At 54.3% G+C, this 14114-nt stretch carries 9 protein-coding genes and 1 tRNA gene; 6 read left to right on the forward strand and 4 right to left on the reverse strand.

The window, feature by feature from the left end; all coding sequences use genetic code 11:
- Positions 1-207 precede the first annotated feature (207 nt).
- Complete coding sequence (locus tag ATW55_RS14190) at positions 208-1566, forward strand: MATE family efflux transporter (RefSeq protein ID WP_067719361.1); 1359 nt, start codon at positions 208-210, stop codon at positions 1564-1566.
- A gap of 107 nt (positions 1567-1673) precedes the next feature.
- On the opposite strand, the gene ATW55_RS14195 is transcribed toward ATW55_RS14190, so the two are convergent.
- Genes ATW55_RS14195 through ATW55_RS14210 form a run of 4 tightly spaced genes read right to left on the reverse strand, consistent with a single transcriptional unit; the run spans position 1674 to position 7902 of the window.
- Positions 1674-3476 (reverse strand): S9 family peptidase, encoded by a 1803-nt coding sequence (locus tag ATW55_RS14195; protein WP_235587150.1) that lies wholly within the window; start codon positions 3474-3476, stop codon positions 1674-1676.
- 30 nt (positions 3477-3506) lie between these two features.
- Positions 3507-4319 (reverse strand): Nif3-like dinuclear metal center hexameric protein, encoded by an 813-nt coding sequence (locus ATW55_RS14200; protein WP_067719364.1) that lies wholly within the window; start codon positions 4317-4319, stop codon positions 3507-3509.
- Entirely contained in the window at positions 4319-6091 is a 1773-nt protein-coding gene (locus tag ATW55_RS14205; protein WP_067719737.1) for an ABC transporter ATP-binding protein, read from the reverse strand. Before ATW55_RS14205 ends, ATW55_RS14200 begins: the two co-directional genes overlap by 1 nt.
- A 53-nt stretch (positions 6092-6144) precedes the next feature.
- On the reverse strand, positions 6145-7902 hold the full coding sequence (locus ATW55_RS14210; protein WP_067719740.1) for an ABC transporter transmembrane domain-containing protein: 1758 nt from the start codon (positions 7900-7902) through the stop codon (positions 6145-6147).
- 234 nt (positions 7903-8136) lie between these two features.
- Between ATW55_RS14210 and ATW55_RS14215 the strand changes: the two genes are divergently transcribed.
- From ATW55_RS14215 to ATW55_RS14230, 5 genes are all read left to right on the forward strand, one after another.
- Positions 8137-9093, forward strand: a complete 957-nt coding sequence (locus tag ATW55_RS14215; RefSeq protein ID WP_067719368.1) for a 2-hydroxyacid dehydrogenase — start codon at positions 8137-8139, stop codon at positions 9091-9093.
- A 90-nt stretch (positions 9094-9183) separates the two neighbouring features.
- Positions 9184-11442 (forward strand): YcdB/YcdC domain-containing protein, encoded by a 2259-nt coding sequence (locus tag ATW55_RS14220; protein WP_067719372.1) that lies wholly within the window; start codon positions 9184-9186, stop codon positions 11440-11442.
- 198 nt (positions 11443-11640) lie between these two features.
- Positions 11641-11737: transfer RNA gene (locus ATW55_RS16180), tRNA-Sec, on the forward strand.
- A 370-nt stretch (positions 11738-12107) separates the two neighbouring features.
- The gene (locus ATW55_RS14225; protein ID WP_067719376.1) at positions 12108-12470 is read left to right on the forward strand and encodes a cupin domain-containing protein; all 363 of its coding nucleotides are present in this window, start codon (positions 12108-12110) and stop codon (positions 12468-12470) included.
- Positions 12471-12721: 251 nt separating this feature from the next.
- Entirely contained in the window at positions 12722-13969 is a 1248-nt protein-coding gene (locus tag ATW55_RS14230; RefSeq protein WP_067719381.1) for an IS4 family transposase, read from the forward strand.
- The last annotated feature ends 145 nt before the right edge of the window (positions 13970-14114 follow it).

Below are 14114 nucleotides of genomic sequence, written 5' to 3' on the forward strand. Positions count from 1 at the left end.
AGAGGAATCGCGACACGTTTTAGGATACAAGAGATCCACGTGTCCGGCAAGTCGCTAATCTTGGCAAAACCGTGGCGAAATCCGCTCATTCCCTTGCGGATTTTACCTTGCCTGAATTTTTTTGACACGCATTTTGTGACTCGTGCTATAGTGAAGCTCAACCTTTACGAATGCTTTTTATCGTTTGATAAGGAGTGCTCCGCCATTTTGATCTATCGTCAGATCCTCTCGCTGTCTTGGCCCATTCTTCTTGAGATGACGGCGCAAACGACCATGAATAACCTCAATGTATGGGTGGTGAGCCACCTCGGCTCAACAATCGTGGCATCCGTTGGCCTCACCGGGACGCTGATTGCTGCACTCGGCATCTTACTTAGCATTGTTGGTTTGGGCGCGACCGTACTGATCGCTCAGTTTCGCGGCGCAAATCAACCAGAGAAGGCCACAGCGTTTGCCGTCGACGCGCTGCGGCTCATGCTCGTCATCGCCACTTTGCTTACACTCCTTTTAATCGCAGGCATCCCCGTCTGGTTCGCAATCCTACATGTCCCATCATCCATTGTCCCGACAATGCGCGCCTACATGACGTTTATGGCGATTCTTTTGCCGTTCTCTTCGTGGGTCGCCATCAGTGGCGGAATTCTGCGAAGTTTTGGTGCGACACGCGTGGTGTTCTATCAAACTCTTCTCGTCATCGGTGTCACCGCATTTTTTAATCTGCTCTTTGTCACAGGACTGTGGAACGCACCGCGACTCGGTTTGACCGGACTTTATCTCGCTAACGTGAGCGGGATTATGGCTGGCGTGATCTACTCTTTCCTCCTGCTCGCGCGACACCTTCCGGTTCCCGTCACGCGGCGGATGATCCTGCATGGATCTGGACAGGTGATGGCTGTACTGCGCGTCGGGTTGCCATCCGCGCTTGAGCTTGGGAGTTATCAATTTACGCAATTTTTCCTCGTCAGCCTGATTGCGCGACTCGGTACAAACGCGATTGCCACGCGCGTCTATGCCATTTCAATCGAATCCGCATCCTTTTTGTTTGGTCTTGGCATCGCGCAGGGTGTCTCGATTCTGGTCGGTCACGAGGCGGGAAAAGGCGCGTTTCACCCCGCTCGCCGCATCGCTTGGTCAGGCGTCACACTGGGCGTGGGCGGAATGTCACTCCTCGCTTTGCTGCTCTTCATTTTCGCCCACCCACTGATCGCGCTTTTCACGACAGATAAAGAGGTGGTGCGCCTTGGCGCGCGAGTGCTCCAGATCATCGCGCTTGCACAACCGGCAAAAGCACTCAACATGATCATTGGCGGCGCGCTGCGCGGAGCGGGTGACAACCGCTGGCTCATGTGGAACAGTGGAATGTTTGTCTGGATCTCAGTGCTCGCCGCATGGCTCTTCGGATTCCCGCTCGGACTCGGACTGGCAGGGATTTGGTGGGGGATGTGCGTAGACGAATGGGTGCGCGCTGCGCTCCTTTTTTCGCGACTGCGCGGAACGCGCTGGGAGAATCGCCAATTTACCCGTGTGGACACAGCCCCTGAGACTGCAGTGCAGCAAACTGTGTGATTCGCGCAAGGCAATGACACTGGGCATTCGCTAAAACGTGCACGCAGAAGGGGTCCCAGCTTTCGCCAGGTCGCCATCCGCATGCACATCCTTTTCTCACACGCCAACTACTTCAAATGGCGATCAAGAAACGCGGCGATCGCCGTGTACGTCTTGATGCGATTCGGGAGCTTCACGACGCCGTGTCCCTCATCTTCAAAGCGCAAGTATTCAACCGGATGCTCTCGCTTTTGAAGCGCTTCAACGATCTGTTCTGCCTCGCTGATCGGAACGCGCGGATCGTTTGCACCGTGGATGACGATCATCGGTGCGGTGATGCGGTCCACGTGGTGGATCGGCGAGATCTCGTCAAAGAAATCACCGTCTGCCTCCACGGTTCCGTACTCACACTCGCGCAGGTGACGGCGGTACGGACTGGTGTTCTCGATAAACGTCCGCAGATTGGCAATCCCCACAAGATCGACGCCCGCCGCAAACCGATCCGGGTAGTGCGTCACTGCCGCCAGCACCATGAACCCGCCGTAGCTTCCGCCCATCACTGCAATCGCATCGCGGCGCGCATTCCCGTGTTCGCACAGCCAGTCGACTGCGTGCGCAAGATCGGCCACTGAGTCCATCCGCTTTCGCACGTCATCAAGGTGCAAATAGGTGCGCCCATACCCCGAGCTTCCGCGCACATTGGGTGCGAGCACCGCGTAGCCGCACTGCACAAAATACTGGCGCAGCGCCGGGAAGAGGTTCGTGCTCTGCCCTTCTGGGCCGCCGTGTACGTCAACGATCACCGGGAAAGGGCCGTCGCCTTTTGGCTTGTAATAGTAAGCCTTGATCATCAGTCCATCAAATGACGGATACGCGATTAGCTCTGGCTCAACGAACGTTTCGTGCGGCACACTGCCTTCGGAGGCAAAAGTGAGACGCCTGCACTCCCCGTCATCCAGACCCACGCGCCACACCTCGACAGCATGCAGTGGGCTGCTGACCGTCACATCGACGTGCGCGCCGTCTTTTGACAGGTCAAAATCGACAATCGTTCCGACAGGGAGCCCCTTTACCCGCCGCGCGCCGCCTGGATAATCTCGATCAAGCACAAAAAGCGCCGATGTACCATCCTCATTGACACTGTAGACCAGCCGCTTACCGCCTTGCGCCACCTCCAATAACTCCACGTCCCACGAATCATCTGTCAGATACGTGAGCGCGAGCGTCTCGAGATCAAGCGTTGCGAGGCGCGCAAACTCCGAATCAAGGTCCGTGATCAGATGTACCGTGCGTCCATCTGCATCCGCGCGCGGGTGCGAAAAGTGCGCATCCCCTTGGTGGTGCGTGAGATGGAGCGCGTCGCCGCTCTCGATGTCGACCAGAAACAAATCGGCGTTGACGTTTGTATGCATGCGCAGCGCAAACACACTGCGGTCATCCGCGCTGAACCCCGCCGCATAATTGGTGTCATCCGTCCCAAAAACGCAGCGGCTGGCGCGCGTCTCAAGGTCATAGACGTACACATCAAAGTGCACGTCGTCGCGCGCGTTTGACGCATAGACAAACTGTTTGCCAGTCGATGAAAAGCCGCCGAACTGATGAACATGCGCCATGTCATTCGTGAGATTCTCCACTGTCTGTCCATCGTGTGAAACGAGGTAGAGCTGCGCGCGCTCACTGCCGCCAACGTCGGATGAAACGATCAGATAGGGTTCTGTCGGGTGTGCATAGACGCCCATGACGCGATCGTCAAAAAACGTAACCTGAACAGGCCACGGAATCGCTTCACAAAGACGGTACACCTGCGGCGCCGCGCTCATCGTGCTTAGAAAAAATATCGTTTTCCCATCGTGTGAACGCGTCGCGCTGTAGGCCGCGCGAATCTGCATATAGCGCGCACAACTCAATCCTTCACTCCACTTGTCTGCCATCACTTCAGGCATCCTCTCTGCGTATGTTTTTTACAGCACATAAGAATAAGGCAGCGCAATCGGCGCGTAAGACACAGGTACCCCGGGAATTTTCGGCGTGAGCCAATCCACAATGTAACGCATGCCAAGTGTCACACTTGCAAGACGCCCGACAACGATCAAGTGAACTGGCGGCGTGTCGGGATGCACGTACGCGTTACGATCGCGAATGTACTCACACACTTGCCACTCGACCGTTTCCCCAACCACCAAAACATCAATCTCGCCCGAAGCGAGCATTTCCAATTGCTCATCCCCTGCGTTGTTACCAAGAAGAAAACCAATTCTGGCGCAGATTGCTTCGAGATCGCCACAAAGGCGCACGGACGGGATGTCCAGACGCGCCTTCAAGTGATCCGTGAGCTCGCGCACGGTGCGCGGCGGCAGCTCAATCACTGGACCGCGTCGTCGCTCCCAATAACGCGCAAAACCCAGATGCTTGAGTGTACCTGCAAGAATACCGTCCGGTTCGTGCGCCCGCCACGCTTCACAAAACCGAAACACCGCAATCCCCGCATCGTTTAGACGCTCAAGCTTGCGACTTGCGACGGAGCGCACATCCCCATGCTCCCCGCCTCGACCAGCGAGATCCACCTCCTCACCGTAAAAAATCGGGTCATATGTGAGAATCAAATTGGCTCTACGCAGGATCGCCTCGTCGATCACCGCATGCGTAACTGTCGCCGCCGAGAGAACGCCTGTCACCGCGCGCGAAACTTCTCCGACAAGCAGACGATCGACCGCTTTGTCGCGTGGCGCAGGCATTCTCTTATAAATGATCTCAAGCACTTCAGCGATCATCATCACGCAGGGTCCCCCGCTAACTCAATCGGTAAATGATGTCGCGCTAACGAACTACCGCCCTTTTGAAGCAGGTACATATTGTAATAGAGCCCCCGTCGCGCGAGCAGATCCTGATGCGTTCCGCGCTCCACGATCTCCCCGTGGTGAAACACGAGGATCTGGTCCGCATCCTGAATTGTTGAGAGGCGATGCGCAATCGCAATCGTCGTGCGCCCGTGCCGCATCCGCGACAACGCCTCCTGAATCGCAACCTCCGTCTCTGTGTCGACACTCGCCGTCGCCTCATCGAGCACGAGGACCTTGGGGTTTCGCACCATCGTTCGCGCAAACGAGAGCAACTGCCGCTGCCCAGATGAGAGTGTCGCGCCGCGCTCTGCCACCATCTCTTCATATCCTTTTGGCATGCGCTTAATGAAGCGGTCCGCCTGCACAAACGCCGCCGCCGCCTCCACCTCCTCATCAGTGATGTCCGTGCCGCCAAGCCGAATGTTGTGACGCATATCCCCGACAAAGAGAAAAGGGTCCTGCAGAACAAGCCCGATGCGACTGCGCAAAACGTCATTCGGATACGCATGAAGCGGCACGTCATCGACTAGAATTTGGCCGCGCGTCACAGGATAAAACCGCATGAGCAGGTTGATGGTCGTACTCTTGCCACTTCCCGTGTGCCCCACAAGGGCCACCGTCTGACCCGGCAGCGCGGTAAAAGAAATGTTTTTCAGCACATCATTCTCCCCGTCATACGAGAAACTGACATCGCGGAATTCAATCTTCCCCTGCCCTGTCTCAGGAATCGCGCCAAGACCCTCCCCGCGCGGCGCGAGTTCTGTCTCATCCATCAAGATAAAGACGCGCGTCGCCGCCACCAGGGACTGTTGAAAAAGGTTGAGGCGCATCATCATGTTGTTGATCGGCTCAAAAAAGCGTTCCAAATAGTTGACGAATGCGTACAGTACGCCAAGATCCACCACGTGGGTGAGCGAGCGGACACCAAAAAACCACAGCACGAGCATGAGCGTCATCATGTAGAGCACATCAACCATCGGCCTAAGCAGCAAGCCGTTGATCTTGATGTTGCGAACGCGCACGCGGCGGTACGCTTGGTTAATCTCGCCAAATTCGTCGCGCAGGCGACGCTCCTGTCGCATCGCCTGAATGATATACATCCCCTGCAGCGACTCGTTGAGTTTGGCGTTTAGTTGGCTCAACTTTTGTCGGCTAAGGTGATACACACGCGTGCTGAGCGTGCGATACACCTGCATAAGCGTCGCGATCAGCGGAATGAGCAGCAGACACAGCATGGCCAATCGGACGTTTAAGAAAAAAAGTGAGATGTAGATGCCAGTGAGCAGAAACAGGTTTTGCACAAATGTCGAAAGCACACTCATGAACAGGTCCTGGATCGCTTCTGTATCGTTCGTGATACGCGATACGAGTGACCCGGCAGGGGTTTTGTCAAAAAAGGCGAGCGCCAGATCCTGCACCTTGCTGTACACCTCGATGCGAATGCGCTGAATGATGCGCAGTGCAAGCGTCTGAAAGGCAAGCACTTGCATGAAGTTAAACGACGCCGTAATAAGCAACAAGATAACGTAGAGCGACGCGAGTCGCACAAGCGGCCCCGTCGGAAAGCGGTTGACCGTCAAATAGTGATCGATAAAATTTTTAATGATCAAAGGGCCCAAAACGTCGGTCGCCGTAGCGATGGCAAGCAGAACAAACGCGCCACAAAGCGCCCATACGTGCGGGCGCAGATAAGACAGCAGCCGCATCAGTACTTGGCGATCCGCGCGTTTGATCTCGGCAGATCCCAATTCAAATTCATTCACGCAGACACACCTCCGTGCTCAACGATACTCTCCAACTGTTGAAGTTCATACATCGCCGCATAGACGCCGTTTTGCGCAAGGAGATCCATATGCGTGCCGCGCTCCACGATTTCTCCATCTTCCAGCACGAGAATGAGGTCCGCATGCTCGACTGAACTGAGCCTGTGCGTCGCAATCAGTGTCGTCGCCGTTTTGGGTTTTTGGCGCAGCGCTTGCAGGATCGATGCTTCCGTCGTCGCGTCAACCGCTGAGAGCGAGTCGTCAAGAATCAGGATCTCAGCGTCAAGCAAAAGCGCTCGGGCAATCGACACCCGCTGTTTTTGCCCCCCAGAAAGGGTCACGCCGCGCTCGCCCACAACCGTTGCGTACCCCTCGGGAAAGCGCAGGATATCTTCGTGAATCGCCGCTTGGCGCGCGACGCCCTGAATCTCTTCAAGCGGCGCCGCAGCCCGTGCGAATGCGATGTTTTGCGCAATCGAGGCGGAAAACAGGAAATGGTCTTGCGGGACGTACGCAATCGCTCCGCGCAGCGCAGACAGCGTCCACGCGTCAATCGGTTGCCCACCGACAAAAATGCCGCCTGGCGCGACGTCAAACTCGCGCAACAAGAGCTTAAATAGCGTCGTCTTGCCACTCCCTGTGCGCCCGACGATGCCAAGTGTCTGCCCCTGCTTAATTGAAAAGTGCACGTTTTTCAGCGTCGGTTTTTCCTTGTCAGGATACGTGAATTCATCAAGTGCAAAAGCAATCTCACCAGTCGGGTGTCCTTTAAGCGTCACCTCTGCGTCGCAAATGTCCTGCGGGGTGCTTAGCAGTGTATTGATGCGGTCGTTTGAGGCGCGCCCGCGCTCCACGATATTAAACAACCAGCCAAATGCGAGCATCGGCCAGATCAACTGCCCGAGATAGAGTGTAAACGTCGTCAATTCTCCGATTGTAAGTTGTCTGTGCACGACAAAAACCGCGCCAAAACCTACAGAGAGCAGATACGAGCAGCCGACAACAAGCGAGATGGTCGGGTCAAACAGCGCGTCAATCCGCGCGACGCGAATGTTTTTTTTCACGACATCAAGCGACCGCTGTGCAAACCGCTCGCGCTCCACATCCTCTTGCCCAAACGCTTTGATCACGCGAATGCCCGCAATCGTTTCTTGCGTATATTCCGTGATCTCGGCAAACGCCTCTTGCGCGGTGTGAAACCGCGTGTGCATCATGCGGCCGTAGCGCGACGTCGCAAACGCCATGATCGGCATCGGAATCAGCGCGATGAGCGTCAACTTCCAACTGAGCGTCGTCGCCATCGTGGTGATGACGACAATACCTGTCGAGATGGAATCGACCAGCGTCAGAATGCCGTCCGTCGCAGTCATCTCGACAGCCTGCACGTCATTGGTCGAGTGCGCCATCAGATCGCCAATGCGATTTTTGTGATAGAATTGCGGCGACATCCTTGTAAAATGATCGTAGAGTTTCTCGCGCAAGCGAGCCGCAAGCTCCATCGCGGAGCCGAAAAGCAGCACGCGCCAAATGTAACGCATCACATAGATGAACACGGTGTCAAGTGCCAAAATGGCAACCCACTGTAGAATCATCCCGCGCGTCAGTGTGTGACGGCGCATCGCATCCATGATGACACCGACGGCGTGTGGCGGGATAAGGCTTAAAATGGCAACACAAAGAAGCAGTGTGATGCCTGTCGCATAGCGACCTTTGTGCATTTTGAAAAACCACATCAAATCAAGAAATACGCGCACGATCAATCGTCCTTTCCTTCATGAAGACGACCTCAGGCGCATACGAAGTCCGTTTTTGGTTTGGTCCGGGGATTGGGACAACGGAGGACTGTGCTAGTCTCTGTCGCATTGCGAGGTTCGTATGAAGATACCTGTAGCGTATCACACATGGAAGCGGTTGCCTACCCGCAGACAGGCCAAAGTCTCTGAAAATAAGAAGTTTTGATGCTGATTGAGGGGGAGAATGCATTGCCTATGGACGTTTTGTCGACCATCCCCAAAAAGCGCTTTCTTGACGCAGGCGTGATACCTCCGCCAGAGCTGTCGATCATCCATCGCGATGAAGATGCGACACCCTATCGCGAGAGTGTGTGCCGCGCGGTTTTGTCGCTGCACTCCCATTTCCCGATCGAGGACTACTTGAGCATGCCAAAACTTGAGATCATACAGCTTCTCTCGGCAGGCCACGACGCGATTGACAGCGAGCGCTTCGCAAAACGGAACATCATCCTCTGCAACAATCCCGGCGCAAACGCCGACGCGGTCGCAGAACACATCCTCATGAGCATCCTCTATTTGGCGCGACGCGTTGGGGAGTGTCAAGCCATCGACTACACCGATGCCTACACGATGCAGCGAAACGCGATGATGGGACCGCTTCTGCGCGACGCGCGCGAACTGCGCGTGGGCCTGGTCGGTTTGGGCCAGATCGGTCAAGCGTTTGCGCGAATGGCGCACGCCCTGGCGATTCCGTGCCACTATTTCAGTCGCTCGCGGCGGCTTCCTGTCGAAGAAATGTACGGTGTGACCTGGCTGCCACTTGAAACGCTTTTGAAAACGTGCGATGTCATCGCGCTTACACTTCCGCTCACAAAAGACACCGCGCACTTCATGGATCGCGCACGATTCGCGGCGATGAAGGATGACGCGATTTTTATCAATGTCAGCCGCGGGGCGTTGGTCGATCAAGGGGCGCTCGCCGAGGCCCTGCGCACGCGCAAACTCTACGGCGCGAGCACGGATGTCTTTGATCCTGAGCCGCCGCACCCTGCCAACCCGCTGCTCCATCTACCGCCGGACGTGCGATCTCGGCTGCTTCTGACACCGCATCTCGCCGGAATCACGAATCAAACGTGGCGGGAGATGATGCAGCGAGCGCTTTCGAATCTCGCGCGCTACGCCCGCGGCGAAGAACCGTTTCATCGCGTATAGGATGAAACCTGAACACGGTTCGTCTCGTCTTATCAGAAGATCGCATCCTGACGTGGGGTGTATCCTAATACCTTCAAAGGAGTCTCGCGAATGAAAGCATCCAAACAAGCATTGCTCTTATCTGCATCGGTCATCCTAGCGCTCTCGCCCGTCTCACTCAGCCTTGCCGCAACGCAGGCCAAACACACGGCGGCAACCGCGAACCTGTCGATCGCGCGCGCGAAACAGATCGCCATAAAGCTTTTTCACATCCCGTCGTACTATGCGCTGACCCAAGAGAATTACAACTCGGCAGGACAGGGCAACCCAGCCAACTACAACCTCTCGTTTACATTCACGACACCCACGCAGCAGCAGGATTCGATCAACGTAACGCTAAATGCGCAGACCGGCGAAGTGCTCAACTACAATCGCTACACCGGGCCGGAATCGTTTGTTTTTCCTGTTCCAGAGTCGCTCACGGCGGCTACCCAAGCGGCACAGGCGTGGGTAAAAAAGCTCTCGCCGACACACGCCGCAAAGCTCACGCTCGAACCTCTCGCCCCGCAAAACGGCGTGTCACTCACCCAGGGCGTACAGTACACATTTGATTTTGTCCGTATGGTAAACGGCATACCCGCACCGTTTGACGGTTGTACAGTGGTGATCGATCAAAACGGCAATCTAGTCAGCTACTCAAGTTCTTGGTCAAATCTCCCCTTTCCGACCGGCATACCCGCGCTCTCGCTGGCACAGGCAAACGCGAAGTATGCGGAAGATTTGCCATTGACGCTTTCGTACCAGCAGAATTGGCAAGGACCTGCGACGCCATCCACCGTCCTCGCGTACGCTTTGAATATCGGCAACTATCCGCAATTTTGGAACGCAGGCTATCTCGACTCCTCCAGCGGCGGCATCGGCATTCCCGTCCTTGACGCAAAGACTGGGCAAGTGATCGACGCGACTGGCAAAGTGCATCCCCTGCCCGCGCAGACACCGCCAAAACCGCTGAATCCAAACGGTGGACACGCCGCCTTTCTATGGAAGAAAGTCAACTGGACGGAGCAGCAGTCCCTTCAATTTGCCAAGCTGACGCTTGATGTCCCTGCAACCTTCACGTTGACATCGTCAAGCCAGGGACAGTCCTTTCCACAGGGCGACAACACGTGGAACTTTACGTGGACGAATCCGAAAAACGCCAACGACCAGATCAGCGCCCAAATCGATGCGACATATGGCGTTTTGCAAAGTGCGTATGGCGGTTCGACGAGCTACAATGGAAAAGATCAATTCACCTCAGCACAACTGCTCGCGCGTGCAAAAGTGTTTCTCGCTCGCGTTTTTCCAAACGATCTCGGTTCGATCTCTCTCAAACCGATGACATTTAAAAAATTTCCCGGTACTACAACTGATTATCAAATCCAACTGATTGTAAATGGACTGCCTGACAGCGCAAGCAGCGGAAACTTGACGATGAGTAGTGTGACAGGACAAGTCGCAAACTACTACTCTCCATTGCAACCCGCAAATTCTGGCCCATTCAAATCACCGCAAGGCGCGATCTCACTTCAGGCGGCGAGACAGGCGTGGGTCAAGGCGGCTCCCCTCAGTTTGATGTACCTCGAAACGCAACCGAGCGGAATTACGCCGGGTTCTGCGAGTGGACATGTGATTCTCGCGTATGCGCCGATGGGCAGCCTGACGTATGGCGGGATGGTCGACGCATTCACAGGGCAAGTCTTAAACGGCCCAAAAACGCCTGGCTACCGCGGCATTCCGAGCGATATCGTCGGTCTCCCGCAAGAGCCTGAACTCGAACTTCTCGTAAACGACGGACTGCTCCCAGTCGATGCAAGCGGGCACGCACAACCGAATGCGCTCATGACGCGCGCCGCGTTCGTAAAACTTGTCGTTAGCGCCTTTGCTCTCTCCCAAGGTGGCGTGCAGCCTTTTGGCACTCTGTCCCACGGCATTCAGGCGTCGCTCGCGGACGTGCCTTCGGCGAGTCCGGCGTACAGCTCCATTGTCTCTGCCTATGAAGATGGACTGCTCCCGCCAGGGCCACTGTTTCAGCCAAACGCCCTTGCAACGCGCGGATTCGCCGCAAACGTACTCACGCGTGCCCTCGGTTACAATGCACTTCTGGCGCACCCAACACTCTTTCACTTCACAGCAAGCGACGCTTCGTCCATTCCGACGGATCATCTTGCGTCTGATGCGATCGCGACAGCGCTTGGCATGTTCCAACTGCAAAACGGTCAATTCATGGACGGCACGCCGATCTCCGTCAAAGACGCGGCAGTCGCCATCGTCTACGGGGCGGACGCCCTTGCGAAAAACATCCCCTCTCCCGTTCGCTTTCAGGGCTGAGGGTACATGCGCTTCGAGGTGGCCGCCGAATCGCTTCGGGATGATCGCGCACCGGAGTACTTGCTTTACATTTCTCCCCTAGCCCAAAAGAGCAGGCTAACGCCTGCTCTTTTGCCTTGAAGCACGAGCATGTGGCCGCGGCCCTCGCACCATTTTGCACTTTTGCAACCAAGCCGATATACTAGAGCAAGTGTTCATGGGGGCGGATGGGGTACTGGTGTCCTTCCCGGTCTTCAAAACCGAGTGGGCGGCACGGGTTGTCGCCGGTGGGTTCGATTCCCACACGCTCCCGCCAAGGGTTTTCAGGCTTTCGTCGATTCAAGTTCATCGAAAAGGTGACTACGTGTAACAGGTCGTGTAACACGAAATCAACCTTATTTTCTGCGGCAGTGATCCGATGTTCTCTGGCTTATGTTGACGGAAGACATAAGTTTGGTAGCTGATTATGCGCCCTTTGCCACGAATTTCTATCCCCAAAAAAACTTCTACTCTTGTCGTATGCACGATTTTGATTCCATTCACCGGTTCTTCGGTACACTTTCTGCAGTTCGAGCAGGAATACGCTATTAGTCTAAGGATGGTGGGTGCTTATGAGCATCCTGTGTGTTTCAATGATACAATAGGGCTAGTTTACGATCTTGATTTTTGATACGGAGGAATTTTCCATGATATCAAAAGTAGATCTTGCGGATAAGTTTACTCTCTTTAAAGATCATTGGCATCCTAGAGTCGTTGGTGAACTAAACGATTCATATGTAAAGCTAGCGAAGCTCAAGGGAGAATTCGTATGGCACCAACATGTAGATGAAGATGAGATGTTTCTGGTCATCAAGGGGATGTTGCTGATACGTCTGCGTGATCAGGAGATTACAGTATCAGAAGGGGAATTTGTCGTGATTCCCAAGGGCGTTGAACACTGTCCCGTCGCAGAAGAAGAAGTCCATGTACTATTGCTTGAGCCCAAATCCACACTTCACACAGGCGATGTTGTTACGGATATGACGGTTACAACAATCGACTGGATCTAAGAACGTGTCATTGGAAAAATTAATAGTTCCTTTCGAAAGAATTGGATGAGACTATACGGATTGACCAAGAGTTTATGAAAAATCACTAGCATTGCATTAAGTTGTTTTCAATTTGTCAAGTAGGTATATGCGTATTGTCAGATACAAAATCATTAAAATGTTGGAATTACAGCTTCGCTACACACAAAAAACCCTTTAGTATAGAGTCGTACAGGTTGCCCCCGTCCGACTTTGACTAAAGGAGTCTCAACATGGACGAGGATACCACAAAATCTTCATTTACGGAGTACCTTGAAGGCATCGATTCGAAACTCCTTTTTCACACGGTGGATCGCTTAAAACTAGATCGCTATACGAAAAAGTTGTTTACTTCAAACCTTCTCAAACTCATGATCTACGGTCAAGTCAAACAGGTCTCATCCCTAACCGATCTGAGTCTCCATCTTAACGAACAAGATTTGCTTAAGCGTGACATCGGTCTCCCGTCGATCAGCACATCGCAACTTTCGCGCAGGCTACGAGACGTGAATCCAGAAGTCTTTCAGGCAGTGTTCACCCAGCTTGTCGCTCAGATTCTCGCGTCGGTCCCACCAAAACAAAAACGAGAAGAAGCGAAACGTTTATGCATCGTCGATGCTTCAACGATCACCATGTGTTTGAGTACCTTTCGTTGGGCTGAGTTTCGTTCCACGAAAGCGGGCATCAAACTTCATCAGCGTGTGGTGCTTGCAGACGGTGAGACCTTTCCTGAGAAAGCCATCCTGACGTATGCCCGTCCCTCCGATCGATCCCAAATGAAAGAGCTGGTGGAAGTCGATGAAGACGCGCTGTATCTCTTTGATCGGGGCTACGTCGACTATCGGAAATTCGATCACTACAACGTAACGGGAACCCGTTTTGTCACACGGCTCAAACACAACGCACGGGTTCGCGAAGTGGAAGAAGAGCGCCACGTTGATCCTGAATCTAAGATCCTACGGGATGCCATCGTATGGCTGGGTCACTATCCTGGCTACTGGATGAGATCGAAGCTGCGCTTGATAGCCGTTCGCACAGAGGATGGCGAAACGATCGAGATGCTCACGAATGATCTGGATCTTGACGCGACAGAGATCGCTGCACTGTATCGCAGACGTTGGCAGATCGAGCTGTTCTTCAAGTGGATCAAGCAACATTTGGTGATCAAGCGCTGGTATGGGACGAGCCGATCTGCGGTGTATAACCAAGTATGGGTGGCGTTGATCACGTATGTGTTGTTCATCGGGTTTCGTCGACGGATCAAGCATCAGGGACGGTTGCTAGACGTCTACAAGGGAATGCAGCACCACTGGGATAAGCCGCTGGCTCTGTTGATCGCTTGTCTTCGCAGAAGGGGAGAACGAACCTCCCGAGGAAGACGCGTATATAACGTGGAAGCGATCTTTGCGTATACTGTGTGGCAGTACGAACAGGGCAAAGCGGATCATCTCGATGATCGGACGTATGACCCCGTGATCTGAATAGAATCCCAGTAAATGGATGAAGGGTGACCTGTTGTGTGCGTGTTGTGTTTTTGGCGCAGTGATCGAAAAATACCATTCCGAACAATCTGAAATAAGGTTTCGAACAAAAAGGACCCCACTTGACAAGGCGTTCACAAATTTA

The sequence above is a fragment of the Ferroacidibacillus organovorans genome, assembly GCF_001516615.1.
In the GTDB taxonomy this organism is placed as follows: Bacteria; Bacillota; Bacilli; order Alicyclobacillales; family SLC66; genus Ferroacidibacillus; species Ferroacidibacillus ferrooxidans_B.

Coding starts and splice junctions, on each gene's coding strand:
- ATW55_RS14205 (WP_067719737.1), bottom strand. CDS start 6,091: ATGCGGCTGCTGTCTTATCTGCGCCCGCACGTATGGGCGCTTTGTGGC.
- ATW55_RS14215 (WP_067719368.1), top strand. CDS start 8,137: ATGGACGTTTTGTCGACCATCCCCAAAAAGCGCTTTCTTGACGCAGGC.
- ATW55_RS14195 (WP_235587150.1), bottom strand. CDS start 3,476: ATGGCAGACAAGTGGAGTGAAGGATTGAGTTGTGCGCGCTATATGCAG.
- ATW55_RS14220 (WP_067719372.1), top strand. CDS start 9,184: ATGAAAGCATCCAAACAAGCATTGCTCTTATCTGCATCGGTCATCCTA.
- ATW55_RS14230 (WP_067719381.1), top strand. CDS start 12,722: ATGGACGAGGATACCACAAAATCTTCATTTACGGAGTACCTTGAAGGC.
- ATW55_RS14200 (WP_067719364.1), bottom strand. CDS start 4,319: ATGATGATCGCTGAAGTGCTTGAGATCATTTATAAGAGAATGCCTGCG.
- ATW55_RS14225 (WP_067719376.1), top strand. CDS start 12,108: ATGATATCAAAAGTAGATCTTGCGGATAAGTTTACTCTCTTTAAAGAT.